This is a genomic window from Neopoerus faecalis, assembly GCF_029218125.1.
GTDB classification, from domain to species: domain Bacteria; phylum Bacillota; class Clostridia; order Oscillospirales; family Oscillospiraceae; genus Oscillibacter; species Oscillibacter faecalis_A.
In genome coordinates this window covers 36813-61358 of sequence record NZ_JARFXX010000010.1, presented here as the reverse complement: position 1 = coordinate 61358, position 24546 = coordinate 36813, and the positions used below count along the sequence as shown (strand labels likewise).

At 56.1% G+C, this 24546-nt stretch carries 26 protein-coding genes; 22 read left to right on the top strand and 4 right to left on the bottom strand.

Annotated features, from left to right (window positions below; all coding sequences use genetic code 11):
- Positions 1-30: 30 nt before the first annotated feature.
- From rpmE to PY311_RS10885, 4 genes are all read left to right on the top strand, one after another.
- Positions 31-234, top strand: coding sequence for a 50S ribosomal protein L31 (rpmE, locus tag PY311_RS10900; RefSeq protein WP_235229579.1), 204 nt, complete (start codon positions 31-33; stop codon positions 232-234).
- 114 nt (positions 235-348) lie between these two features.
- Complete coding sequence (gene hflX, locus PY311_RS10895) at positions 349-1647, top strand: GTPase HflX (RefSeq protein ID WP_286148717.1); 1299 nt, start codon at positions 349-351, stop codon at positions 1645-1647.
- On the top strand, positions 1644-2282 hold the full coding sequence (locus tag PY311_RS10890; RefSeq protein WP_286148716.1) for a YigZ family protein: 639 nt from the start codon (positions 1644-1646) through the stop codon (positions 2280-2282). The genes hflX and PY311_RS10890 overlap by 4 nt, the downstream gene beginning before the upstream one ends.
- 119 nt (positions 2283-2401) lie before the next feature.
- Complete coding sequence (locus PY311_RS10885) at positions 2402-4132, top strand: glutamine--tRNA ligase/YqeY domain fusion protein (protein WP_286148715.1); 1731 nt, start codon at positions 2402-2404, stop codon at positions 4130-4132.
- A gap of 38 nt (positions 4133-4170) precedes the next feature.
- Here the strand turns inward: PY311_RS10885 and PY311_RS10880 are convergent, their stop codons facing one another.
- The gene (locus tag PY311_RS10880) at positions 4171-4584 is read right to left on the bottom strand and encodes a PaaI family thioesterase (protein WP_286148714.1); all 414 of its coding nucleotides are present in this window, start codon (positions 4582-4584) and stop codon (positions 4171-4173) included.
- A 242-nt stretch (positions 4585-4826) separates the two neighbouring features.
- Between PY311_RS10880 and PY311_RS10875 the strand changes: the two genes are divergently transcribed.
- Complete coding sequence (locus PY311_RS10875; protein ID WP_286148713.1) at positions 4827-6221, top strand: MATE family efflux transporter; 1395 nt, start codon at positions 4827-4829, stop codon at positions 6219-6221.
- A gap of 82 nt (positions 6222-6303) precedes the next feature.
- On the top strand, positions 6304-7842 hold the full coding sequence (locus tag PY311_RS10870) for a carbohydrate-binding domain-containing protein (protein ID WP_286148711.1): 1539 nt from the start codon (positions 6304-6306) through the stop codon (positions 7840-7842).
- A 43-nt stretch (positions 7843-7885) separates the two neighbouring features.
- Here PY311_RS10870 and sigG read toward each other — a convergent pair whose 3' ends face one another.
- A complete protein-coding gene (gene sigG, locus PY311_RS10865; RefSeq protein WP_286148710.1) occupies positions 7886-8656 on the bottom strand; it encodes an RNA polymerase sporulation sigma factor SigG in 771 nt (256 codons plus the stop codon).
- Between the two features lie 142 nt (positions 8657-8798).
- Here sigG and PY311_RS10860 point away from each other — a divergent pair, with 142 nt between their 5' ends.
- The 16 genes from PY311_RS10860 to PY311_RS10785 all read left to right on the top strand — a co-directional run bounded on the left by PY311_RS10860 (position 8799) and on the right by PY311_RS10785 (position 23334).
- Complete coding sequence (locus tag PY311_RS10860) at positions 8799-9077, top strand: YlmC/YmxH family sporulation protein (protein ID WP_286148709.1); 279 nt, start codon at positions 8799-8801, stop codon at positions 9075-9077.
- Between the two features lie 226 nt (positions 9078-9303).
- Positions 9304-10029, top strand: coding sequence for a 30S ribosomal protein S2 (rpsB, locus tag PY311_RS10855; protein ID WP_286148708.1), 726 nt, complete (start codon positions 9304-9306; stop codon positions 10027-10029).
- A gap of 57 nt (positions 10030-10086) precedes the next feature.
- Complete coding sequence (gene tsf / locus PY311_RS10850) at positions 10087-11007, top strand: translation elongation factor Ts (protein ID WP_286148707.1); 921 nt, start codon at positions 10087-10089, stop codon at positions 11005-11007.
- Between the two features lie 184 nt (positions 11008-11191).
- Complete coding sequence (locus PY311_RS10845) at positions 11192-11851, top strand: site-2 protease family protein (protein ID WP_286148706.1); 660 nt, start codon at positions 11192-11194, stop codon at positions 11849-11851.
- Positions 11852-11863: 12 nt separating this feature from the next.
- Positions 11864-12646, top strand: a complete 783-nt coding sequence (locus PY311_RS10840; RefSeq protein ID WP_286148705.1) for a segregation and condensation protein A — start codon at positions 11864-11866, stop codon at positions 12644-12646.
- An 11-nt stretch (positions 12647-12657) separates the two neighbouring features.
- Positions 12658-13272, top strand: a complete 615-nt coding sequence (scpB, locus tag PY311_RS10835; RefSeq protein WP_350309735.1) for an SMC-Scp complex subunit ScpB — start codon at positions 12658-12660, stop codon at positions 13270-13272.
- Between the two features lie 26 nt (positions 13273-13298).
- The gene (locus PY311_RS10830) at positions 13299-13967 is read left to right on the top strand and encodes a hypothetical protein (protein WP_286148704.1); all 669 of its coding nucleotides are present in this window, start codon (positions 13299-13301) and stop codon (positions 13965-13967) included.
- A complete protein-coding gene (gene ytfJ / locus PY311_RS10825) occupies positions 13936-14328 on the top strand; it encodes a GerW family sporulation protein (RefSeq protein ID WP_286148703.1) in 393 nt (130 codons plus the stop codon). Before PY311_RS10830 ends, ytfJ begins: the two co-directional genes overlap by 32 nt.
- An 82-nt stretch (positions 14329-14410) precedes the next feature.
- Positions 14411-15457: a D-alanyl-D-alanine carboxypeptidase family protein gene (locus PY311_RS10820; protein ID WP_286148702.1), complete on the top strand. Its 1047-nt coding sequence runs from the start codon at positions 14411-14413 to the stop codon at positions 15455-15457.
- Positions 15458-15481: 24 nt separating this feature from the next.
- Positions 15482-16192 carry a pseudouridine synthase gene (locus tag PY311_RS10815; protein WP_286148701.1) on the top strand — a complete coding sequence of 237 codons (711 nt, stop codon included), beginning with the start codon at positions 15482-15484 and terminating at the stop codon, positions 16190-16192.
- 195 nt (positions 16193-16387) lie between these two features.
- Positions 16388-17251, top strand: a complete 864-nt coding sequence (locus tag PY311_RS10810; protein WP_286148699.1) for a MurR/RpiR family transcriptional regulator — start codon at positions 16388-16390, stop codon at positions 17249-17251.
- A complete protein-coding gene (locus PY311_RS10805; protein ID WP_286148698.1) occupies positions 17244-18488 on the top strand; it encodes a BaiN/RdsA family NAD(P)/FAD-dependent oxidoreductase in 1245 nt (414 codons plus the stop codon). The genes PY311_RS10810 and PY311_RS10805 overlap by 8 nt, the downstream gene beginning before the upstream one ends.
- 15 nt (positions 18489-18503) lie before the next feature.
- Positions 18504-19178 carry a (d)CMP kinase gene (cmk, locus tag PY311_RS10800; protein ID WP_286148697.1) on the top strand — a complete coding sequence of 225 codons (675 nt, stop codon included), beginning with the start codon at positions 18504-18506 and terminating at the stop codon, positions 19176-19178.
- On the top strand, positions 19175-19834 hold the full coding sequence (locus PY311_RS10795) for a lysophospholipid acyltransferase family protein (protein ID WP_286148696.1): 660 nt from the start codon (positions 19175-19177) through the stop codon (positions 19832-19834). Before cmk ends, PY311_RS10795 begins: the two co-directional genes overlap by 4 nt.
- Positions 19825-21774, top strand: a complete 1950-nt coding sequence (locus PY311_RS10790) for a bifunctional 4-hydroxy-3-methylbut-2-enyl diphosphate reductase/30S ribosomal protein S1 (RefSeq protein WP_286148695.1) — start codon at positions 19825-19827, stop codon at positions 21772-21774. Before PY311_RS10795 ends, PY311_RS10790 begins: the two co-directional genes overlap by 10 nt.
- A 216-nt stretch (positions 21775-21990) precedes the next feature.
- The gene (locus PY311_RS10785) at positions 21991-23334 is read left to right on the top strand and encodes a butyryl-CoA:acetate CoA-transferase (protein ID WP_286148694.1); all 1344 of its coding nucleotides are present in this window, start codon (positions 21991-21993) and stop codon (positions 23332-23334) included.
- Between the two features lie 47 nt (positions 23335-23381).
- Here PY311_RS10785 and PY311_RS10780 read toward each other — a convergent pair whose 3' ends face one another.
- On the bottom strand, positions 23382-23978 hold the full coding sequence (locus PY311_RS10780; RefSeq protein ID WP_286148693.1) for a manganese catalase family protein: 597 nt from the start codon (positions 23976-23978) through the stop codon (positions 23382-23384).
- On the bottom strand, positions 23978-24430 hold the full coding sequence (locus PY311_RS10775) for a spore coat protein CotJB (RefSeq protein ID WP_286148692.1): 453 nt from the start codon (positions 24428-24430) through the stop codon (positions 23978-23980). Before PY311_RS10775 ends, PY311_RS10780 begins: the two co-directional genes overlap by 1 nt.
- Positions 24431-24546: the final 116 nt, after the last annotated feature.

The following is a 24546-nucleotide window of genomic DNA, read 5'->3' as shown; positions in this document are numbered from 1 at the left end:
TTTTGTACCAGAAAGAGGTGAACGAGAGCAATGAAGGAAGGAATCCATCCCAATTATCAGCAGACTACGATTACTTGCGCCTGCGGTAATGTGATTGAGACAGGTTCTACCAAGAGTGATATCAAGGTGGAAGTCTGCTCGAAGTGTCACCCCTTCTTCACTGGCAAGCAGAAGCTGGTCGATACCGGCGGACGTGTGGCCAAGTTCAACAAGAAGTTCGGTCTGGACAAGTAAGCTCCATACACTTCGTCACATCAGTGAGGGTCTGCGTCGGCGGACCCTCATTTTTTATTGCATTTTCCCGGGAAACGGATATACTGGACACATGACAAAAAAGGAGAGGTGCCTTTGTTACCGAAAAAGGATGAAATTCGTGATAAGGTTGTTTTAGTGGGCCTGAATTCTCCGGTTCTGAAGGAGGACAGCGCCACGGACGAGAGCATGGAGGAGCTGTCCGCTCTGGTGGAGACTGCCGGAGGGGAGGCTGTCGGCATCGTGCTGCAGAACCGGCCGACCCCGGACCCGAGGACGTTTATCGGCGAGGGCAAGGTGGCGGAGGTGCAGCTCTACTGCGAAAATACCGGGGCGGACATGGTGATCTTCGATAACGATCTGTCCCCCTCTCAGCAGCGGGTGCTGACAGAGCTATTGGGCGTGCAGGTTTTGGATCGCTGCGGGCTGATTCTGGATATTTTCGCCCAGCGGGCCAAAACCAAGGAGGGCCGTTTGCAGGTGGAGTTGGCGCAGTACCGCTATCTGCTGCCCCGGCTTATCGGAATGTGGAGCCATCTGGAGCGGCAGGGCGGCACCAGCGGAAAGGGCCCCATCGGCTCCAAGGGTCCCGGCGAGACCCAGTTGGAAACGGACCGCCGCCTCATCAATAAGAAAATCGACAAAATCCGCGCCGATTTGGAGGAGGTGCGCCGTGTCCGTGCCACCCAGCGTCAGCAGCGGCGGAAAAATGAGATTCCCGTAGTGGCTATTGTGGGCTATACCAACGCCGGAAAATCCACGCTGCTCAATCATCTGACCGGGGCCGGTATCCCGGCCAATAACCGGCTGTTCGACACGCTGGATACCACCAGCCGCCTGCTGACGGTCAGCGATACGCTGGATGTAGTCATCTCCGACACGGTGGGCTTTATCCGCAAGCTGCCCCATCAGCTGGTGGAGGCGTTCAAGGCAACACTGGAGGAACTGGAATATGCCGATTTGCTGCTCCATGTGATTGATGTCTCCAACCCCGAATGGCAGCATCAGGCCGAGGTGGTGGAAAATCTGATCGTGGAGCTGGGGGCCAGCGACCTTCCGCGCATTGACGTATTCAATAAGTGTGACTGCGTGGAGGCCGGAGACCTCCGACCCCACGGCACGGATATCTGCGCTATTTCTGCCCGGACGGGGGAGGGCGTGGACCGTCTGCTGGAAATGATCGACCAACGGCTGGACAAGGGGACCCGACGGGTGCGTATTCATCTGCCCTATGACAAGGGCGGACTTTTGGATATGCTGTACCGGGACGCGAAGGTTGAAAACGTAGAGTACGGCGAGACCATTGATGTCACGGCGGTGTGTCCGCCCCGGGTGCTGGGGCAGATCGCGGACTATACCCCGGACTGGGAGCCGCCGAAAGAGGATTGGGAATGACAGAGTATATCGTTCCATTTCAGGACGCGGAAAGCGAGTTTACGGAAAAGCGATCCCGGTTTATTACCCATCTTTACAAGGTGGAGACGGAGGCGGAGGCCCGCGCCCGCATTGAGGAAACGAAAAAGAAATACTATGACGCGCGGCATAACTGCTGGTGCTATCTTCTGCGGGATGGCGGCGTAGTCCGTTACTCGGATGACGGGGAACCGCAGGGTACGGCCGGACAGCCCATGCTGAATGTATTCCAGCGGAAGGAGGTCTGGAACGTCTGCTGCATCGTGACCCGGTATTTCGGCGGTGTGCTGCTGGGGGCAGGCGGACTAACCAGAGCTTATACCAAGGGAGCGTCCGATGGGCTGCTTGCGGCGGGAATCGCCCGTATGGGCCTGTGGACGCTTTGGGACGTTCCGTGCACCTATTCGCTGCTGGAGCGGCTGAAGCTGGAGATCGCGGCTATGGGCGGCGTAGTCAGGGACGCGGAATACGGCGCGGACATTACGCTGAAGGCCGCGTTTCCCGCGGGAACGGCTGAGAAATTTCAGGCGCGGCTGACGGAGCTTTCCGCCGGGAGTCTGACCATGACAGCGGCAGGGGAGGAGTTTCTGCCGGGCCCCCGGGAGGAAGCAAACTGACAACTGCCCCCTGATTTTTCGGCGTTTCAGCTGAAAACACCGGATTTTCCTTGCATTTTCTCCATAGCTTCTGTATAATGCCAATTTATGATAGATTTTTTCAGGAAGGACTGACAGCAATGGCTGACGAGATCAAGACCACGGCGGCGGAGGCCCCCGAAAGCCGCAACTTCATCCATGCTTTTATTGAGGAGGACATTGCACCCGGCGGACAGTTTGAGGGCATGACCGTGCATACACGTTTTCCACCGGAGCCCAACGGCTATCTGCATATCGGACACTGCAAGGCGCTGACCATCGACTTCGGCACGGCTGAAAAGTTCGGCGGGTTGTGCAACCTGCGGATGGATGACACCAACCCCACCAAAGAGGACGAGGAGTTTGTGGAGGCCATCAAGGAGGATATCCACTGGCTTGGCTTCGACTGGGGTGACCGCTTCTTCTACGGCTCCGACTATTTTGAGGAGGATTACCGTCAGGCGGTGGGCCTTATCAAAAAGGGATTGGCCTATGTGTGTGAGCTGTCTCCCGAGGAGTTCCGTGCCCACCGGGGCGACATCGGCGTACCGGCGACCTCTCCCTATCGAGACCGGCCTATTGAGGAGAGTCTCGATCTCTTTGCCCGGATGCGGGCGGGGGAGTTCCCCAATGGCACCATGACGCTGCGGGCCAAGATCGACCTGACCTCCGGCAATTTCAATATGCGCGATCCCGTGATCTACCGTATCAACCATATGCACCATCACCGTCAGGGGGACAAGTGGTGCATCTATCCCATGTATGACTTCGCCCATCCCATTCAGGACGCGCTGGAGGGCATTACCCACAGCCTGTGCTCTCTGGAATTTGAGGCACACCGGCCACTTTATAACTGGGTCATCGAGCACTGCGACCTGCCCGCGCATCCCCGGCAGATCGAGTTTGCCCGCCTTGGCATTGACCACACGGTCATGAGCAAGCGCAAGCTGCGGCGTCTGGTGGAGGAGGGCCGGGTCTCCGGCTGGGACGATCCCCGGATGCCCACCCTCTGCGGTCTGCGCCGCCGGGGCTATACCGCAAGGTCCATCCGTAATTTCTGTGAGCGCATCGGCGTTGCCAAGTCTACAAACGTAGTGGAGTACGGATTTTTGGAGCACTGTCTGCGGGAGGACCTGAACGAGACCGCCCAGCGGGTGATGGCTGTTCTGCGGCCCATCAAGCTGACCATCACCAACTATCCCGCCGGAAAGACGGAGACCGTCACAGTGGAGAATAATCCGCTGGACCCCTCCGCCGGTACCCGTCAGGTACCCTTCTCTGGCAGTCTGTGGATCGAGGCCGATGACTTTATGGCTGAGCCGATCCCCAAGTACAAGCGTCTGACCCCCAACGGCCCGGAGTGCCGCTTGAAGGGCGCGTATCTGATCAAGTGCGTTGGCTACGAAACGGACGAAAACGGCAATGTGACCGAGATTGCTGCCGAGTATGACCCGGAGAGCCGGGGCGGCGACCCCGCCGATGGCCGGAAGGTCAAGGGTGCAACGATTCATTGGGTGGATGCCGCCACGGCGGTGAACGCCGAGGTCCGCCTCTATGATAATCTGTTCACCGACGCCAACCCCGACGCTGCCGATAAGGACTTCATCGACTGCCTGAATCCCGGCTCTCTTGAGGTCCTGACGGACTGCAAAGTGGAAGCTGGTCTGGCCGCCGCCGCAGACCGCTACGCCGAAAGCCACGAGGGCGGAAAGACGGCTCCCGGCTACCAGTTCATGCGTCTGGGCTACTTCTGCCTGGATAACAAGGATACCAAGGCGGGCCATCCGGTGTTCAACCGCAGCGTCAGCCTGAAGGAGAGCTTCAAAAAGTAAATAAAAAAGAGCTCCGAACAACTGTTCGGAGCTCTTTTTTATTCAATATTCAACGGTTCCTTCAAATCGAAGAATGTAAACGTGCCGGTTCCCACGCAGACACCGTTTTGATCGTGAATCGCAATATCATAAACGCAGACAGTCCCACCATGCTTGACCTCCCGCGCCTCGGCAGTCAGCGTATCTCCCGGCTTGGCGGAGCGGAAGAAGCTGTACTGCGCGTTGAGGGTCACGGCCTTGTGTCCGTAAGAGGCCATGGCGGAACCGGCGGCAGCGTCCGCCATGGTGAAGTAAAGGCCGCCGTGGGCTACGCCGATGGGATTTACATCCTCGGCCGTGACCTCCTTTACCGTCTTGGCGTAGCCGAGAGACAGCTCCGTCACGGTGATGCCCAACTGCTTGCAGAAAAGATTGCGGGAATTGCGATATTCCAAAGCCTTCTGAAGATCCATAGAAAAAACTCCTTATAAATTTAAAATTCAAAGTCGATTTTACACGGCCTGCTTGAAAACGTCAAATTTTTTCTGCAGTAAATTTGTGAAAAAATGCCTTTGCAAAGACGGCGGGGAACTGCTATCATAAAATTACAACGTGTGGCGTAGCAGCGTAAATCCGGTTGCGGCCCCACGTTGTTTCCTTTTGCGGAAAAACGCGGGGCATCCCGCGTTTTTTTATTTTGCAAGGAGGAAATGGGATGGAAAATGGAAATGCCTTTCTGGTCGAGGAAAAAATCGGCGTTTTGATGCGAAGATATGCGGTCCCCTGTGTGATCTCGCTGCTGGTCGGGGCGCTGTATAATATTGTGGACCAGATTTTCATTGCCAATGCAAGCTATCTCGGTTCGTTCGGCAATGCTGCCAATACGGTGGTGTTCCCTCTGACGGTGGTGGCGCTGGCAATCTCGGTGATGATCGGTGATGGCTGCTGCGCCTATGTCAGCATTTGCCTTGGCGCCAAGAGCCGGGAAAACGCGCAGAAAAGCGTTGCCGGTGCGGTCATCCTCACAATAGCCGCCGGATTGCTGCTGACGGTGCTCTACCTGTGCTTTCAGGAGGCGCTTCTGACGTTTTTTGGCGGACGGGTGAATGAGGAGACCTTTCATCATTCCAAGGAATATTTCTTCTATATCACACTGGGCCTGCCGTTTTATATGTTCGGTCAGGCTATGAACCCCGTGATTCGTTCAGATGGAAGCCCGAAATTTGCCATGGCCTCCGGGCTTGCGGGAGCGGCTGTGAACATTGTTCTGGACCCGATTTTTATTTTTGCATTCCGCTGGGGCATGATGGGGGCCGCCGTGGCAACCGTGCTGGGGCAGATCGTGACCGCGGCTATGGCAGTGTGGTATCTGTGCCACATGAAGACCATAGAGCTGAGCCGAAAAAGTCTCCGGCTGGACGGAACGGTGGTCAAACGCTTTCTTCCCTTGGGCGTATGCAGCTTTTTGTCCCAGATATCGCTGGTGGCAGCTATGGCGGCAATCAACAACGCGCTGCAAAAATACGGCGCGATGGACCCGATTTTCGGACAGGCGGAGTATGCGCAAATTCCCATGGCGGTTGTCGGAATCGTCATGAAGTTTTTCCAGATCATCATATCGGTGGTGATCGGCATGGCGGCGGGCTGTATCCCCATTGTCGGCTATAACATCGGTGCCGGACGCCGCGACCGCGCAAGGACGCTGTTTTATATGCTGCTGGCGGCGGAAGCGGTTTTGGGTATTGCTGCCCTGCTGGTTGTTGAGCTGTTGCCAAGGTCCCTGATCCGTCTGTTCGGCGCCGCCAATGAGAGCCGCTACTATACCGAATTTGCCGTGAAGGCATTCCGGGTATATCTCTGCCTGCTGCCCATGGCCTGCATCAATAAGGCTGCGTTCATTTATCTTCAGGCCTTGGGAAAGGCACTGCTGTCAACTGCGCTGTCCATAGTAAGAGAGGTGGTATTCGGCGTGGGCTTCGCTCTGCTGCTGCCCCGCATTTGGGGGCTGAACGGCGTTCTCTGGTCCATGCCTGTATCGGATGCGCTGACATTTTTGATTTCCGCTGCTGCGATCTTCTTTACGCTTCGGGAGCTGTCGGCAAAGGACTGAAGGTTCAAAAAAATTCATGCAATTTTCAGTCCTGTTTCAGTATGACGCATTATGATGACCTCATCAAATTTAAGGAGGCCAAATGATGAAACGAGCTGTTTCTGTCCTTTTATCTGCGGCGCTCATGCTGTCGGTGCTGACGGGCTGCGGTAAATCGGGAAGCGTCAGCAAGAAAAATATACCGGCGGAGGAGACTGCGGCGAGCAAAAAAATTGCCCTGTCCGACAGCGGCATCACCGTGGACGGTGCGGCAATCTCCGATGATGAGACCGCTGCTGTCTACGCAGCGCAGGATATCGTTTATTATGAGGAGGGCCAGGGTGTTGCCTACGGCGCCGGAACGGACGCGGACGCCCACAGTCAGGAGGAGGCGGACGCGCACACCGTTGTCCACATCACCCAGCCCGGCACCTATACCCTCAGCGGTACGCTGTCCGCAGGGCAGATCGCTGTGGACCTTGGCGATGGTGCGGAGGAGGATCCTGAGGCGGTGGTGACGATTGTCCTTGACGGTGTGGATATTACCTGCACTGTGGCCTCGGCCATTATTTTCTACCGCGTTTATGAGTGCGGCTCAGCAGATATGGAGACCGCCACGCAGACGGTGGATACCTCCGCCGCCGGCGCGAACGTTGTGATTGCAGACGGTACGGAAAACCGTGTCACAGGCTCTCATGTGGCGAAAATCTACAAGCCGGAGAGCGTAACGCTGAATGCGGACGGTACGGCGGTGGAGGAGGCCAAGAAACTCCATAAGTACGATGGTGCGCTGTACTCCAAGATGTCCATGAACGTCAGCGGCGGCGAGGCCGGAACGGGTACGCTGGAGATTGTGGCGGACAACGAGGGTCTGGATTCTGAGCTGCACCTGACGATCAACAGCGGAAATATTCACATTCTGGCCGGGAATGACGGTATCAATACCAATGAGGACGGTGTATCCGTCACAACCATCAACGGCGGTACGCTGCGAATCGAAGTGACCGGGGAGACCGGCGAGGGCGATGGCATCGATTCCAATGGCTGGCTGGTCATCAACGGCGGCACGGTCATTGCAGCAGCCTGCTCCGACAGTGCGGATTCCGGACTGGATTCGGATAACGGCATTTACATCAACGGCGGCATCGTGATCGCCAGCGGCAATATGTATGACGCGGTGGACGGCGGAGATCAGACCTATGCGGTGTTCCAGTTCGCGCAGAAGCAGAGCGGCGGCCAGACCTATACCCTGAAAAACGCGGCGGGCGAGACCATTCTGGAAATGACGCCGGAAAATGCGTTCCAGTATCTTGTGGTGTCCGCGCCCGGTCTTGCGGAGGGCGAGTATACGCTCTGGTGCGGTGATACGCAGTTGGGCGGCAGCACCGGAAGCGTAGGCGGTCCCAGCGGCGGTATGGGCCGTCCGGACGGACAGCCGCCGGAGGGCGCACCCGGTCAAAAACCGGAGGGAGCCGATGACGGACAGCAGCCTCCTGAGCCTCCAGCTGACGGTCAGCGGCCCGAGGGCGGTCCCAACGATGCAATGGACGGCGGCAACAGCGCTGACGCAGTGGAGCGCTCTGATACCTTCACCCTGCAAAGCGGCGCCAACCAGTTTACCAATGTGGGCGCTCTGACCTGAAAACAGAAGCGGAAAGGCCGCCGGAGATTTCTCCGGCGGCCTTTTATAAATGCTTGCGGATGGTATTGATGGCGCCCTTTTCAAGCCGGCTCACCTGCGCCTGCGAAATACCGATTTCCGAGGAGACCTCCATCTGCGTTTTCCCCTCGTAAAAGCGCAGGGAGAGAATGTGCCGCTCCCGGGGTGTGAGCTGCTTCAGCGCGTCTTTCAGGGCGATCCGCTCCGTCCAGCGCTCATCGGTATTCTTTGTGTCGCTGACCTGATCCATGACGCAGATGGCGTCTCCGCCGCTGTCATAAATAGGGTCATACAGGGAAACCGGGTCGGCAATGGCGTCCATGGCAAAGACCACATCCTCCCGAGGGAGCTCCAGCTCCTTTGCAATTTGCTCCACGGTGGGCTCCCGCTGGTTTTCGGCAATGAGCCGCTCCCGGACCTGCAAGACCCGGTAGGCGGTATCCCGCATGGAGCGGGAAACGCGGATGGCGCTGTTGTCCCGAAGATAGCGGCGAATCTCGCCGACGATCATGGGCACACCGTAGGTGGAGAATTTTACCGGCTGGGAGATATCGAAGTTGTCAATGGCCTTGATGAGCCCCACACAGCCCACCTGAAAAAGATCGTCCACGCTCTCGCCCCGATTTGTAAAGCGCTGAATCACAGACAGCACCAGCCGCAGATTGCCTTCAATGAGGGCTTCGCGGGCCTGCTTGTCCCCGGATTTGCTGCGGCGGAGCAGCTCTGCCGTTTCGCTGCTTTTCAGCACCCGCAGCTTTGCCGTATTGACACCTGTGATCTCCACCTTTCCCTGCACCTCGAAACGCCTCCCGCTGTTCAAAGTCAACAGAAACAGTATTGCCGCTCCCGGTTTTTCCTATACGGAAGCAGGCTGCTATTTTTGCAGACATGGGACAGTCCGTTTCCTGCATAGCCTGTTTTGAGGGGAGGCGGCGCGTATGAGAATGCGGGAGCTGCGGCGAAAAGAGGTCATCAACGTTTCGGACGGCGGACGTCTGGGCTTTGTGGGCGATGTGGAGCTTCATCTGCCGGAGGGGCAGACAGCGGCATTGATCGTATTCGGCCCCGCCCGCTTTTTCGGACTGTTCGGCAAGGGAGAGGAGTATTATATTCCGTGGGACTGTATCCAGAGAATCGGAGATGACATCATTCTCATCGATAAGCCTATTCAGCGCCGGGACCCGGCTCTGGAGCGGAAACGGCGGAAAAAATTCTGATAATGACCCCGTTCGGCGTGGAAATTTCGGCATTTATCCGAAATTTCCACGCATTTTTTCGCATTTTTTGAAAATAATCCTTGCAATCGTATTTTTACTGTGCTACAATAATTCAGCATTCCGCATGGCTGCGGACTCTTTGTTTGTGCCCGTTTATAAAAAACGGGTTAGCAGAGGGGAGGAGGCAGCCAGAGGTACAAACTAAAATTTTGGAGGAAATCAAACTATGGCAAGCGTTGTATCCATGAAGTCCCTGCTGGAAGCAGGCGTCCATTTCGGTCACCAGACCCGTCGCTGGAACCCCAAGATGGCTCCCTATATCTACACGGAGCGCAACGGCATCTATATCATCGACCTGCAGAAGACCGTGAAGAAGCTGGAGGAGGCCTATACTTTCGTTCGCCAGCTCTCTGAGAACGGCCAGTCTCTGCTGTTTGTCGGCACCAAGAAGCAGGCGCAGGAGGCCATCAAGGAGGAGGCTACCCGCTGCGGTCAGTATTATGTGAACGCTCGTTGGCTGGGCGGCATGATGACCAACTTCAAGACCATGCGTACCCGCGTGGACCGTCTGAATCAGCTGAAGGCCATGCAGACTGACGGCACCTTCGATATGCTGCCCAAGAAGGAAGTCATGAAGCATCTGGGCGAGATCGAGAAGCTGGAGAAGTATCTCGGCGGCGTGAAGGAAATGAAGAAGCTGCCCGGCGCTCTGTTCATCGTTGATACCCGCAAGGAGCGCAACGCCATTGCCGAGGCCCACAAGCTGGGTATCCCCGTGGTAGCCATTGCCGATACCAACTGCGATCCCGATGAGATCGATTATGTCATTCCCGGCAACGATGACGCTATCCGCGCCATCAAGCTGATTGCTTCCGTCATGGCTAACGCCGTGCTGGAGGGCAAGCAGGGCGAGCAGATGGACGAGGCTGCTGAGGCCCCCGCTGCTGAATAATTAAGACTTTGCAGGAGCGTAAGCTCCGATACTATCATAAATTGGAGGAAAAAGATTATGGCTTTTACCGCTGCTGATGTTAAGAACCTGCGCGAAATGACCGGCGTGGGCATGATGGACTGCAAAAAGGCTCTGACCGCTTCCGATGGCGATATGGACAAGGCCGTTGAGTTCCTACGTGAAAAGGGCCTGGCCGCCTCCGCCAAGAAGGCCGGCCGCGTGGCTGCCGAGGGCATGGCCTATGCCGCTGTGATTGATGGCGTGGGCGTGGTCGTTGAGGTCAACGCCGAGACCGACTTCGTGGGCAAGAACGAGAAGTTTGTGGACTTCGTGAAGGGCGTTGCCGCTACCGTGGCCGCCAACAAGCCCGCCGACTTGGAGGCCCTGATGGCCTGCAAGTACAACGGCACCGACCTGACTGTTGAGCAGCAGCAGCAGGAGATGGTCCTCGTCATCGGCGAGAACATCAAGGTCCGCCGCTTTGCTATCTTCACCGAGGGTGTATCTGTTCCCTATATCCACGCCGGCGGCAAGATCGGCGTGCTGGTGAACCTGAAGGTGGAGGGCGATATTGACGCCACTGCCGCCGGTAAGGACGTTGCTATGCAGATCGCCGCTCTGAATCCCCGTTTCTGGGACAAGTCTCAGGTTTCTCAGGACGTGCTGGACGAGGAAAAGAAGATCATGATGGTCCAGATGGAGAACGATCCCAAGATGGCTAACAAGCCCGAGCAGGTCCGCGAGAAGATCGTCATGGGTAAGATGAACAAGTTCTACTCTGAGAACTGCCTGCTGCAGCAGGAGTTTGTCCGCGGCGATGTGTTCACCGGCACTGTGGAGCAGTATCTTGCCGATGCTGCCAAGAAGTTGGGCGGCAAGATCACCTTCGTGGACGCCATCCGCTTTGAGAAGGGCGAAGGCATCGAGAAGAAGCAGGAGAACTTCGCTGAGGAGATCGCCAAGATGGTCAAGGGCTAATCGGCCTTTACCGGATAAGTTTATGAAGCGCAAAAGCAGCCGGAAACGGCTGCTTTTGTTTTACTGCTGCGGCCTGCCTGACCTTTAAAAAAGAGACTTTCCCGGATTCCCTTGTATTCTGACCGGTGAAATGGTATAATTACTTTAATTTGGATTTGTATGTGTTTGACAAATTGGAGTTACTATGCTGCATTATCTGCAAAATTTATTTCAGGCTATGGATTTTTCCTCTCTCACCGATGCGGTGCTCCGCGTGGCGGCAGTGTTCCTGTGTCTGACAGTCCATGAGACCTGTCACGGCTTGGCGGCTCTGGCCTTGGGAGACCCCACGGCAAAGTCCATGCACCGCCTTTCCCTGAACCCGCTGCGCCACATAGATTGGTTCGGCTTGGCGCTGATGTTTGTGGCGGGCTTTGGCTGGGCGAAGCCTGTGCCGGTCAACCCTAATTATTTCCGCAAGCCGAAGCAGGGAATGGCCATCACCGCTCTGGCCGGTCCGATTTCCAATATTCTGCTGGCAATTCTGTTTTTGGGCATCAGCCGGGTCATCTATCTTTACGCACCCTACAGCGATGGAATGAATACGCTGTTCAACTGGTGTCTATACACCGTGGTGCCGATGTCGGTGGGTATGGGGATTTTCAACCTGATTCCTCTCCCACCACTGGATGGGTCCAAGGTAGTGGCAGTTCTTCTGCCGGATGACGCCTATGGAAAGCTCATGCGCTATGAGCGTTATGGTCTGCTGCTCCTGCTGGCGATTACATGGCTGGGGCTGGGCGGCAACCTGCTGGGAAACGCGATCTACCGCGTGTATGAGGTGCTGTTCAACATTTTTTATTGAGAGGTATCGGTTTTGGAAAGTCCTGTATTCAAATTGGAAAAGGTGGTTCACTCCCGGACGGAGGAGATGCAGGATTTTGAAGGCCCGCTGGATTTGATTCTGTTTCTTCTGGGGAAAAATAAGTTGGAAATACAGGATATTTCCATTTCCCTGATCTGCGACCAGTACATTGCGTGGCTGGAGCAGCGACAGAAAATGGATCTGGAGGTGGCCAGCGAATTTGTCATTATGGCGTCTCATCTGGTGTATCTCAAGACCCGGATGCTGCTGTCCATTGAGGATGAGGAGGCCAAAAGCGAAATGGATGCGCTGCTTCAATCCTTGGAGGAGCGGCGGCGCAATGAAAAATACGCACAAGTCAAGGCTGTGAGCCAGCGATTGGAGCCGTTGAGCGAATTTGGCCGGAACATTATGACCCGCGGTCCGGAGCCGGTGAAGCGTGGCAAGGTCTATGAGTACAGCCACCAGCCGGGAGACCTGATTTTGGCGATGGCGGAGCTTCAGAGCCGTGCGGAGCGGAAGCTGCCGCCGCCCAGGGCGTCCTTCCGGGACATTGTGCAGCATGAGCCATATCCGGTGGAGAGCAAGGCGCGGGAGATTCTGCAAAGGCTGAAAGCGGGCGGCGTGATGACGTTCCATTTCCTGTTCCGGGGAAACCGGAGCCGCAGCGAGGTTGTGGCTACCTTTTTGGCGGTGCTGGAGCTATGCAAGGCGCGTGTCCTGCGCCTGACGGGCTCTGAGACGGATTGCACCGTCCGGCAGGAGGGGACTGTGCCGGAGAATTTGACCATCTAAGGAGAGGGACCATGGCCGACATGGATAAAAAAGAAATGGAAGCCGCAGTGGAGAGCATCTTGTTCGCGTCGGGAGAGCCGGTGAACATTGAGCGCATCTGCGTGGCTCTTGCAATTGACCGGCTTACGGCGGAGCGCATTTTACAAGGGCTGATGGATTACTATGCCTATGAGCGCCGGGGAATGCGGCTTTTGAAAATTGAGGACTGCTGGCAGCTTTGCTCTGCCCCCGATTATGCGGAGGCGATTCGCAGGGCGTTTGAAATCCGAAAACCCGCCAAGCTGAGCCAGCCCGCGTTGGAGGTACTGACCATCATCGCGTATTATCAGCCGGTCACACGGGCCTATGTGGACCAAATTCGTGGCGTTGACAGCTCATATACCATGAGTCTGCTGATAGATAGAGGCATGATCGAGGAATGCGGACGGCTTCAGGTGCCGGGGCGTCCCCGGCAGTACCGCACAACAAAGCAATTTTTGCGCTCGTTCCATCTGAGCAGCCTTGATGAACTCCCGGCCATGCCGGATATGGGAAATGATGGCCAGATGCGGCTGAACGAAGTCGGCGAGGTGGTGGATGCCGCTGAGGGTGTGGAGCCGGATACGGAGCGCACCGAGGAAGTGTAATCCTGATTTTGAGAGGAGGTGCGGCTGTGGCGGCCTTATGGATATTCGCTGTTCTGGCGGTGCTGCTGCTATTGCTGTGCCTCATCCGGGTCGGTGTGCTGGTCAGGTTCGGAAATGAACTGATCGTGACGGTCCGGCTTGGTGTTTTTCGTTTCCAGGTATTTCCGGAGAAAAAACGGGCAAAAGAAAAGCAAAAGCCGAAGCGAAAGCCGCCGCAGAGCGCAAAAGGGAAGAAACAAGCGTTTCCAAAGCCGACGTTTTCCGATGTGCGCGAGGCGGCGGGTGTCTTGTGGCCCAGCATAAAAAAAGCATTGGGGCGCAGCCGCCGGGGGATTCGTATTGACCCGATGGAGTTGTCCGTTGTTTTAGGCGGACAGGAGGAACCGGCAGACGCGGCGCAGCAGTACGGTACACTTCAGGGGACGGTCTGGACCGTTGTTCCGGCGCTGGAGCAGCTATTGGTGCTCCCACATCCGCGTATTCATATCGACATAGATTTTTCCGCAGAGATGGTAAGGGCCTCCGGTCAGGTGGGCCTGTCCGCCCGTATCGGCACGCTGGTGCGAATCGGACTGACGCTGGCGATACCCGCTCTGCGGTGGCTTCTGACCTATTTGAAGAAGAAAAAACAACAACGGCCTGCCGGAAAGGATGGAATGACAGATGGAAATGGAAAAGAAAAGTCCGCTGCGTGACCTGATGGATTCTACCATGGAAAAGGTGCACGAAATGGTGGATGCCAATAATATCGTGGGTGCGCCCATCACCACGCCGGATGGTGTGACCCTGATTCCAATCTCCCGCGTCAGCTTCGGCTTTGGAAGCGGCGGCGGAGATTACGGTAAGCAGGGGAAGGACAATTTCGGCGGTGGCGGCGGCGCCGGTGTGAAGATCGACCCAGTGGCCTTTCTGGTTATCAAGGACGGAACAACGCGTGTCATGCCGGTGGCGGTGCCGCCGGTGTCCACTGTGGACCGTATTGTGGATATGGCGCCGGATATCGTAGACAAAATCGGAAAATTTTTCGATAAAAAAGAAGATGGGGAAATCGTCTGAGCTGGGTATACTAAAGGCATCTCAGCGTTTGGGGTGATGATGCTTGCTTCAGCGGTTTTCCTGTGCAGTTCTTGCTATACTGATGTTGTATAGTGCTTTTCCTTGCCAGACATTTGCCGCGGAGACCTCGGCAACTTCCGCGATTTTAGTGGATGCGGACAGCGGGCGGGTGCTCTATGAGCAGAACGCGGGTCAGAAAATGCTGATTGCCAGCACTACAAAGATACTGACCGCGCTGGTGGCGATCCGGCATGGTGACCTGAATGCTTCGGTGAAGGTCTCAAGGGAAGCCGCCTATACAGAGGGCTCCTCCATGTATTTGAAGGAGGGGGAGACCCTGACGCTGGAAACGCTGCTGTACGGGCTGCTGCTCTGCTCCGGGAACGATGCGGCGGTAGCTATTGCACAGCACGTTGGCGGAACGGTGTCCGGCTTTGTGAAGCTGATGAATGAGACTGCTGCGGAGCTGGGAATGGAAAATTCATCCTTTGCCAATCCAAACGGTCTGGATGATGAAAAGCACTATTCCACGGCACGGGACATGGCAAAGCTGGCAAGAGCCGCCGTTCATGACGCAACGCTGATGCGAATTGCATCGACAAAAACTGTGACTATCGGCGGACGGACGATGCACAACCACAACAAGCTCCTGAGCTATATGGACAACTGCATCGGCCTGAAAACCGGGTATACAAAGGCGGCGGGGCGCACACTGGTGAGCTGCGCGGAAAAAAATGGGCAGCGCCTCATCGCGGTGACGCTGCAGGACGGAAATGACTGGGCGGATCACCAGGCGCTGTATGAGTTCGGCTTTTCCGCCTATCCGCTGAGGACCTTAGCGGTACGGGGAAAAACGTTCACATATTTGAGGGTGGAAAACGGCATCGGCCCACTGCTCCCGGTGACAGCGGCAGACAGCTTTGCTTGGCCTACGGCAGAGACAGAGGAAGTCACAACGGAGCTTTGCTGGGACGCGCCGGCCTGTGCGCCGGTTACTGCGGGAAAGACTCTGGGCTATGTGGAGTTCCGTCTTGATGGAAAGGAAATCGGGCGTGTTGCACTGCTGGCCGGACGAACAGTGCTGCCGGAGGCGGCCTCCGCACTGGGACAGTTAAAGGGCGGCGCTTGAAATAATTGACATAGGGAGTCGGCAATGGAAGAACGACTGCAAAAAATATTATCTACGGCGGGGATTTGCTCAAGAAGGGCGTCTGAGGCATATCTGACTGCCGGCCGGGTGACCGTTAACGGAGAAGCGGCCCAATTAGGGCAGCGGGCGGACCCGGAAACAGATGTGATCTGCGTGGACGGCGTGCCGGTCAAGACCACTCCGAAGCCGATCTACGTCATGCTGAATAAGCCCCGCGGGTATGTGACAACGGTATCGGATGAGCAGGGGCGAAAAACGGTGATGGATTTGCTGCGTGGCATTGCGGGCCGTATCTATCCGGTGGGAAGGCTGGATATGGATTCGGAGGGCCTGCTGCTGCTGACAAATGACGGAGTGCTGGCGCAAGGACTGCTGCATCCGAGCCATGAGGTGTCGAAGGAGTACCACGTAACGGTTTCCGGCGCGCTGGAAAATGCCGCGGAGCGGCTGGCCCGTGTCCGGGATGTCGGGGGCCTTCCGATTCGCCCGGCACAGGTGCGGCTGCTGAGACAGGACGAGGGACAGGCTGTTTTCAGCATCGTGATTCATGAGGGCCGCAACCGTCAGATTCGGCGGATGTGCGCACAGTGCGGATTGAAGGTTCAGCGGCTCCAGCGGGTGCGGGAGCAGCAACTGCGGCTGGGAGACCTGCCTCTTGGAAAATGGCGCTACCTGACGGAGCGCGAGGTCGCAGACCTGAAAAACAGAGCTTAAATAGCCGCCTGCCGCGGCTATTTTTTACGGAATACGCAAATGGAAGCGAAAATCCATTTTCAAGCGGCAGGCAATGTGCTATAATCAATGCGGCTTTGAGCTTTTTTGAAAAACTATAGCTATGGATAAAACAGATCCGGCGGAAATCAAAATTTCTGCTGAGACCTGCAAGGTGTTTCAGCAGAGGAGTAAACGATGTCAAAAAGTGTACTGCATACCATTGAAGACCGGATGGCGGCCTTTTCCAAGGGGCAAAAGCGCATCGCGCATTATATTCTGGATCATTACGATCAGGCGGCCTTTATGACTGCCAGCAAGCTGGGAAAGCTGACGGAGGTCAGCGAGTCAACGGTTGTCCGTTTTGCCGCGGAGCTGGGGTATGACGGTTATCCCTCCATGCAGAAGGCGCTGCAGGAGATGGCCAGAAGCCGCCTGACCTCCACCCAGCGGATTCAGGCAGCGGAAAACAGCTACGGCGATGATATTTTAGGGAGCGTCATTCAGGCGGATATGGAAAATCTGCGTCAAATCGCCGTAAATGAGGATCGCGGGGAGTTCCGCGCCGCTGTGGAGCGCATTGTGGCGGCCAAGCACATTTACATATTCGGCGCCCGGTCCTCTACGCATCTGGCGGGGTATCTCTATTTTTATATGCAGATGATGCTGGAAAACGTGTCGCTGGTTCAGGCAAACGCCGCAGGCGAGATTTTCGAGCAGCTTTTCCGCAGCGGAAAGGGGGATGTGATGATTGCCATCAGCTTTCCCCGGTACTCAGCAGATACGATCAATGCCGTGAAGTTTGCAAAATCCCGGGGCATTGAGATCGTTGCCATCACGGATCAGCGGCAGTCCCCGGTGGCCCAGCTGTCGGAAACGGCGCTGCTGGCCCCCAGTGAAATGCTGTCCTTTATTGATTCCATGACAGCGCCCATGTCGCTTATCAACGCGCTGCTGGTGGGAATCGCAACGCGGATGGGAACGGATGTGGCAGAAACCTTTTCCATGCTGGAGAGTCTGTGGAACCAGTATGGCGTGTTTGGGAGCTCGGATGATGAGTAGAGAGATAATCGTGGTCGGCGGCGGCGCCGCCGGTATGATGGCGGCCATTTCTGCGGCGGAAAACGGCGGCCATGTGACGCTGCTGGAGCCGAATGAGCGCTTGGGAAAAAAACTGAACATTACCGGCAAGGGCCGTTGCAACGTGACGAACAACAGCAGCAATGAGGAGTTGCTGAACAATATTCCGAAGAACGGCAAGTTCCTCTACAGCGTGTTTTCCCGGTTTTCCAGCGCGGATACCATGGCCTTTTTTGAAAAGCTCGGCGTTCCGCTGAAAACGGAGCGGGGAAACCGCGTGTTCCCGGTCAGTGACCGGGCGTTCGACATCAGCGCGGCCTTGGAGCGGCGGCTCAAAGCGCTGCGGGTGAAGCTCGTCCGGGACCGCGCAGAGGCGCTTGAAATCGAAAACGGAGCAATTCAGGGCGTAAGGGGAGAGCGGCAATTCTATCCGGTGGCGGCAGTGGTGTTGGCCACCGGCGGCGTCAGCTATCCCGCCACCGGCTCTACCGGGGACGGTCACCGCATGGCGGCGGAGGCCGGGCATACGGTAACGCCACTGCGAGGATCACTGGTGCCTCTGCAGGGTATTGTGGTGCCGGGTATCCCCTGTGTGCGGCTGCAGGGCTTGAGCCTGCGGAATGTGGGACTGACCGTATTTGAAAATGACAAGAAGCTGTATACGGATTTCGGAGAGCTGCTGTTCACCCATTTTGGCGTCAGCGGGCCGCTGATTCTGTCGGCCTCCGCTCATATGCGGCATTTTGATAAGAAGCGCTATCGGCTGTCCATTGACCTGAAACCGGCTTTGGAGTCTTCACAGTTGGATAAGCGGCTGCTGTCGGACTTTGCGAAATATGCCAATTCTGACTTTCAGAATGCCTTGGATGATCTGCTGCCGCAGAAGCTGATTCCGGTGGCGGTTGAGCTGTCCGGTATCCCCGGACGCCAAAAGGTACATGACGTTACAAAGGAACAGCGGATGTCACTTTTGGAAACGTTGAAGCATTTTCCAGTGGAGATTACAGGCCCCTGCCCGGTGGCGGACGCCATCGTGACCTCCGGAGGAGTCAAAATCGGCGAGGTTGACCCAAAGACAATGGAATCAAAGCGTGTAAAGGGATTGTTCTTTGCGGGCGAACTGCTGGATGTGGATGCGTATACCGGCGGATTTAACTTGCAGATCGCATGGTCCACCGGCTATGTCGCCGGTTTATCCGCAGCGGACGCTGCAAAATAAAAGGAGAGAAGTTCATTGAGTATCAGTATTGCGATTGACGGGCCCTCCGGCGCGGGGAAAAGCACACTGGCGAAAAGTGTTTCCAAGGAGCTGGATTATTTATATGTGGACACCGGAGCAATCTACCGCACCATTGGCTATGCCGCGCTTGTCAATAAGCGGGACCCGAAGGACGCTGCTGCGGTGGCGGCGATGCTGCCGGATTTAGAGATCGGGTTGTGCTATGGGGCGGACGGGCTTCAGCACATGACCTTGAACGGTAAGGATGTGACGGAGCAGATACGCCTGCCTGAAACCTCGCTGTACGCCTCGGCAGTTTCGGCCCATCCGGCGGTCCGGGCGCATTTGCTTGAAATGCAGCGGAAGCTGGCCCGGGAGAACAACGTGGTCATGGATGGCCGGGATATCGGAACCGTGGTGCTCCCGGACGCAACGGTGAAAATTTTCCTCACAGCATCACTGGAGGAGCGGGCCCGTCGGCGCTGCCGTGAGCTGGAGGAGAGAGGAACGCCTCAGTCCTTTGAAACGGTGCTGGAGGAAATGCGTCAGCGGGATTATAACGATTCTCACCGGGCTGCCGCACCGCTGCGGAAGGCGGAGGACGCAGTTTTACTGGATACAACGGAGCTGGATTTCGGGCAGAGCCGTGAGGCACTGCTCAAAATCATCCGGGAGAGGACCGCGGGATGAAGAATGCCAAGGTGATTGAGCCCTTCGGGCTGTTCTTCAATCTGATTTTTACAGTGGCCCTGCTGATCTCACGCTTGCTGCACCCTGTATCCGTGCAGGGATTGGAGTATCTTCCGCGTCACGGTGCATTGTTGGTGGCGAACCATTCCAGTAATTGGGACCCAATTTTGCTGGCAACAGCGCTGCCAAGGGACTACCGGCTCCGGGTTATGGGGAAGGAGGAGTTGTTCCGAAATCCTGTTTTAAACTGGGCCATTCGTGTTGGCGGTGCCTTTCCCGTGAAACGGGGCGGCGCGGATATTCAGGCGGTGAAAACCGCCATTCAATCCATTCGTGACGGGCAAAATCTCCTGATTTTTCCGGAGGGAACGGTCATTCGCGACGGCATCGGCAAGGCAGACGGGCTTCCGGCCCATGCACACAGCGGTGCGGCGGTGATCGGCGTGCGTACCGGGGCTGTGTTTGTGCCAGTGTTTATGGACGGAGAAAAAAAGCTGTTCCACCGGACGCGTATTATCATTGGGGAGCCTTATACGCCCAGTGTTACCGGCCGCCACGGTACGGCGGAGGAAATGCAGGCGATCGCGGATGAACTGTTGCGCCGGGCCTATGCGCTGGGCGGTCAGCAGGTGGGAGGCAAGCCGTTATGCAGGTGATTTTAGCGGAAAGCGCCGGTTTTTGCTATGGCGTGAAGCGCGCTGTGGAGTTGGCGCAGCGGACCGCGGCGGAGACGGGCGGCTGCTGGATGCTGGGAGACCTGATTCACAACGCCCATGTGGTGCGTGACCTTGCGGACCGGGGCATCAAAAAGACCACGGAGCGGGAGACGCTGGGAGTCGGAGATACGGTGGTGATTCGCTCCCACGGAGAATTAAAGAGCGTATTGGACGCATTGGAGCGGCAGGGCGTCCACTGTGTAAACGCCACCTGCCCCAACGTGATTCGGATACAGGAACTGGTATCCAAGGCCGAGCAGGAGGGGCGTCAGGTCATTATTATTGGTGAGCCCCATCACCCGGAGGTGGTGGGAGAGGCAAGCTGGTGCGCCCATCCGCTGATCTTTCAGGGGCCGGAGGAGCTGACGCAATGGCTCAAGGGCGCTGATTTTGATGTGTCCGTACCCGTGACGGTGGTGGCGCAGACAACCTGTATTCGTGAACTTTTTGAAACTTCCTGCAAAATCCTAAAAAAACAGTGTACAAATGTGAAAATATTTGATACAATATGTTATGCTACGCGTAAGCGTCAGACCGAGGCGGCGGATATTGCCGCAAAGGTGGATGTGATGGTAGTGGTTGGCGACCGTAAAAGTGCAAATACACAGCATTTGGCAGAGATATGCCGGCAGAATTGTTCACGCGTTCTTCAAATTGAGGGGGCGGACGAGCTGTCTGCGGCAGATTTTGCGGGCTGTGCACTTGCGGGACTTACGGCCGGCGCATCCACACCGGCGGGCATCATTAAGGAGGTAAAAACAACGATGAGCGAAGAAATCAAGGCCACGGAAGGCATGGAAGAGTCCTTTGAGGAATTACTGAATCAGTCTTTCAAAACTTTAAATACAGGAGAGAAGGTAACCGGCATTGTAACGGGCATTACTCCCACTGAGGTTCAGGTGGATGTTGGTGCCAAGCAGTATGCGTACATCAAGCTCAGTGAGCTGAGCGACGATCCCAATGTCAAGCCCGAGGACGTTTTGAAGGTGGGCGACGAGGTCGAGACCTATGTTGTCCGCGTCAATGATGTGGAGGGCTATGCAGAGCTGTCCAAGAAGCGTCTGGACGCCCAGAAGATCTGGGAGAATATCGAGACCGCTGTTGAGGAGAAGACCGTGCTGGAGGGCACTGTTACGGAGGAGAACAAGGGCGGCATCGTGGTGTCTGTCAAGGGCATCCGGGTGTTTGTTCCCGCTTCTCAGAGCGGCCAGCCCCGCGGCGCCGACCTCTCTGCCATGAAGGGCCAGAAGGTTCAGCTTCGCATTACGGAGGTCAACCGTGCCCGCCGCCGCGTGGTCGGTTCTATCCGCAGCGTCACCGATGAGGCCCGCAAGGCGGCTCAGGAGGCCATCTGGAGCAGCATCGAGGTCGGTAAGCACTATACCGGCACCGTGAAGTCCATGACCAGCTACGGTGTGTTTGTGGATATCGGCGGCGTGGACGGTATGGTTCACATCTCCGAGCTGTCTTGGAGCCGTATCAAGAACCCCGCCGAGATCTGCAAGGTTGGCGACACCATGGATGTGTATGTCATCTCCTTTGATCCCGAGAAGCACAAGATTTCTCTGGGCGCGAAGGATCACAGCGTCGATCCCTGGCAGGTGTTCATGAATAAGTACGGCGTCGGCGATGTGGCCGAGGTCCGTGTTGTCAAGCTGATGCCCTTCGGTGCCTTTGCCGAGGTGGTTCCCGGCGTTGACGGCCTGATTCACATTTCCCAGATTGCCGATCACCGTATCGAGAAGCCCGAGGATGTACTCTCTGAGGGCCAGATCGTTGAGGCAAAGATCACGGCCATTGATGAGGAGAAGAAGAAAATCTCCCTGTCCATCCGTGCTCTGCTGACTCCCGCCGCCGATGATGAGGCTGTTGAGGAGTAATCCGATTTAAGAAAAGCGGCTTTCCCATATAGGGAAAGCCGCCTTTTTATGTTTGCCCAATATATACAAAAAACGCAGTATTGATATGGGCAGAGAGCACTCGTGAAATATTGTTATTTTTTTCACGTTTTGCTTGCAATATGTTTGATGATATGATAAGATTTTAACGATGAAGTATCTTGCGAATCTATGCAGAAGAATATGGAGGTTATGACAATGACTGTACAGGAAATGTATCAGCAAAAGCTGACAACTGCCGATGAGGCGGTGAAGGTTGTCAAATCCGGTGACTGGGTGGATTATGGCTGGTGCTGTAATCAGCCGGTGGCGCTGGATAAGGCGCTGGCTGCCCGTAAGGACGAGCTGTTTGACGTAAAGATTCACGGCGGCGTGACCATGTGGATGCCCGAGGTATGCAAGGCGGATGACGCCGGTGACCACTTTACTTGGAACTCCTGGCATTGCAGCGGCATTGACCGGAAGATCATCACGAAGGGGATGGGCTTCTTTGGCCCCATGCGTTATTCCGAACTGCCCCGCTTCTATCGTGACGGAAACGCCAAGACGGACGTTGCGATGATTCAGGTCACGCCGATGGATGCTCACGGCAACTTCAGCTTTGCCGTATCCGCTTCCCATCTGGGCGATATGCTGGAGCACGCAAAGACCATCATTGTGGAAGTAAATAAGAATATGCCTTGGGTCTATGGCCTGACCGGCACGGAGATCAACATTCGTGACGTGGATATGGTTGTGGAGGGCGATGATCCCGCCGTGGCCTGCATGGGTGCCTCCGGTGCTCCCACCGATGTGGATCGGAAGGTCGCCGAGATGATCGTCAACGAGATTCCCAACGGTGCCTGCCTGCAGTTGGGTATCGGCGGTATGCCGAATACGGTGGGCTCCCTCATTGCGGAATCCGATCTGAAGGATCTCGGCGTGCATACGGAGATGTATGTGGACGCATTTGTGGATATTGCGAAGGCGGGCAAGATCACCGGCCTCAACAAGCGGCTGGACCGCGGCCGTCAGGTGTATGCCTTTGCAGCCGGTACGCAGAAGCTCTATGACTACATCAAGGAGAATCCTGATGTCATGGCCGCGCCTGTGGATTACACCAATGACGTTCAGGTCATTGCGCAGCTGGATAACTTTATTTCCATCAACAACGCGGTGGATATGGACCTCTTTGGTCAGGTAAACGCCGAGTCTGCCGGCCTCAAGCATATTTCCGGCACCGGCGGCCAGCTGGACTTCGTGATGGGCGCTTATCTCTCCAAGGGCGGTAAGAGCTTCATTTGCATGTCCTCTACAGTGACCGGTAAGGACGGTACTGTCAAGAGCCGTATCGTTCCCACACTTACTAACGGCTCCATTGTGACGGACCCCCGTTCCAGCATCCATTATATCGTTACGGAGTACGGTATGGTGAACCTGAAGGGCCTGAGCACTTGGGAGCGCGCAGAAGCCCTGATCGGCATTGCACATCCCGACTTCAGAGAGGAACTGGTGCAGTCCGCGCAGCAGATGCACATTTGGAGACAGTCCAATAAGCGCTGAGTTTATAAACAAGCCCCGCCGTTCGAAAGAAGCGGCGGGGCTGTTTGTTATTTGTCGAAGCTGGGATTGAGATAGTAGACATTCTTTTGATCCAAGCGGTCCTTCGCTAACTGCAGTGCTTCGCCGAAACGCTGGAAGTGCACGATCTCACGGGCACGCAGGAACTTGATGACGTCATTGACATCCGGGTCATCGGAAAGACGGAGAATGTTGTCATACGTTACGCGGGCCTTCTGTTCTGCTGCAAGGTCCTCAGTCAAATCGGCGATGGTATCGCCGGTGACCTGCATTGTTGCGGCGGACCAGGGGTAGCCGGAGGCAAACTGCGGGAATACACCGGTGGTGTGGTCCACGAAGTACGTGTCAAACCCGGCGGTTCGGATTTGCTCCTCGGTCAGATTTCGGGTCAACTGATGGACCAATGCACCTACTATTTCCAAATGTCCCAGCTCCTCTGTGCCGATATCGGTCAGCAGACCCTTGAGCTCGGGATAGGGCATGGAGTAGCGCTGGGAAAGATAGCGCAGGGAAGCGCCCAGCTCGCCATCTGGGCCACCATACTGCGAAATGATCACAGCGGCGAGCTTGGGATTCGGTGTTGCAACCTTTACCGGGTATTGCAGCTTTTTTTCATAAACAAACATCAGTCATTCCCTCCTAACTCCCAAGGCCACGGATCATTGAGCCAAGTGTAGCCTTCGGACAGAACCAGATTTTCACTGGTCAGCGGGCCATATTGGCTGATATATTTTTCGTGTCCCTCTTGGGCAAGCTTGATATAGGAGGCGTAGAGGCTCAGAGCCTCCTGATCCTGCGGATGTGTATCGAGATAGAGGTTCAGTTCTTTTACGGCAAAGTCCAGCGCCATCAGCTCGACCAGAGCCGTGTTCGGAAGCTGCGTTCTTGCTTGAATCGCCGCCTTGAAAGGCAGGTCGAGGCCGGGGAATAGTGTTCCGGTTTTCAGAGCCTCTGTTCGATTGAAGCGTGTGGGGTTATTTCCCTGCATGGGAATATATGGGAAAGCCAGCGGCGCACAGGCGGGCAAGGCACCCTGACCCGCTTCGCAGGCGGCAGGCTTCATATCGGGTTTCTCCATAATGGGATGACTCCCTTCTTGAATAGGATAGTGCGCGGGATGCGCGTGTTCCATCCTATGCGGCGGTGTTTGGAAGTGCGCTTGCTTTCCTGACGAAAAAACGTTATAATCAACAT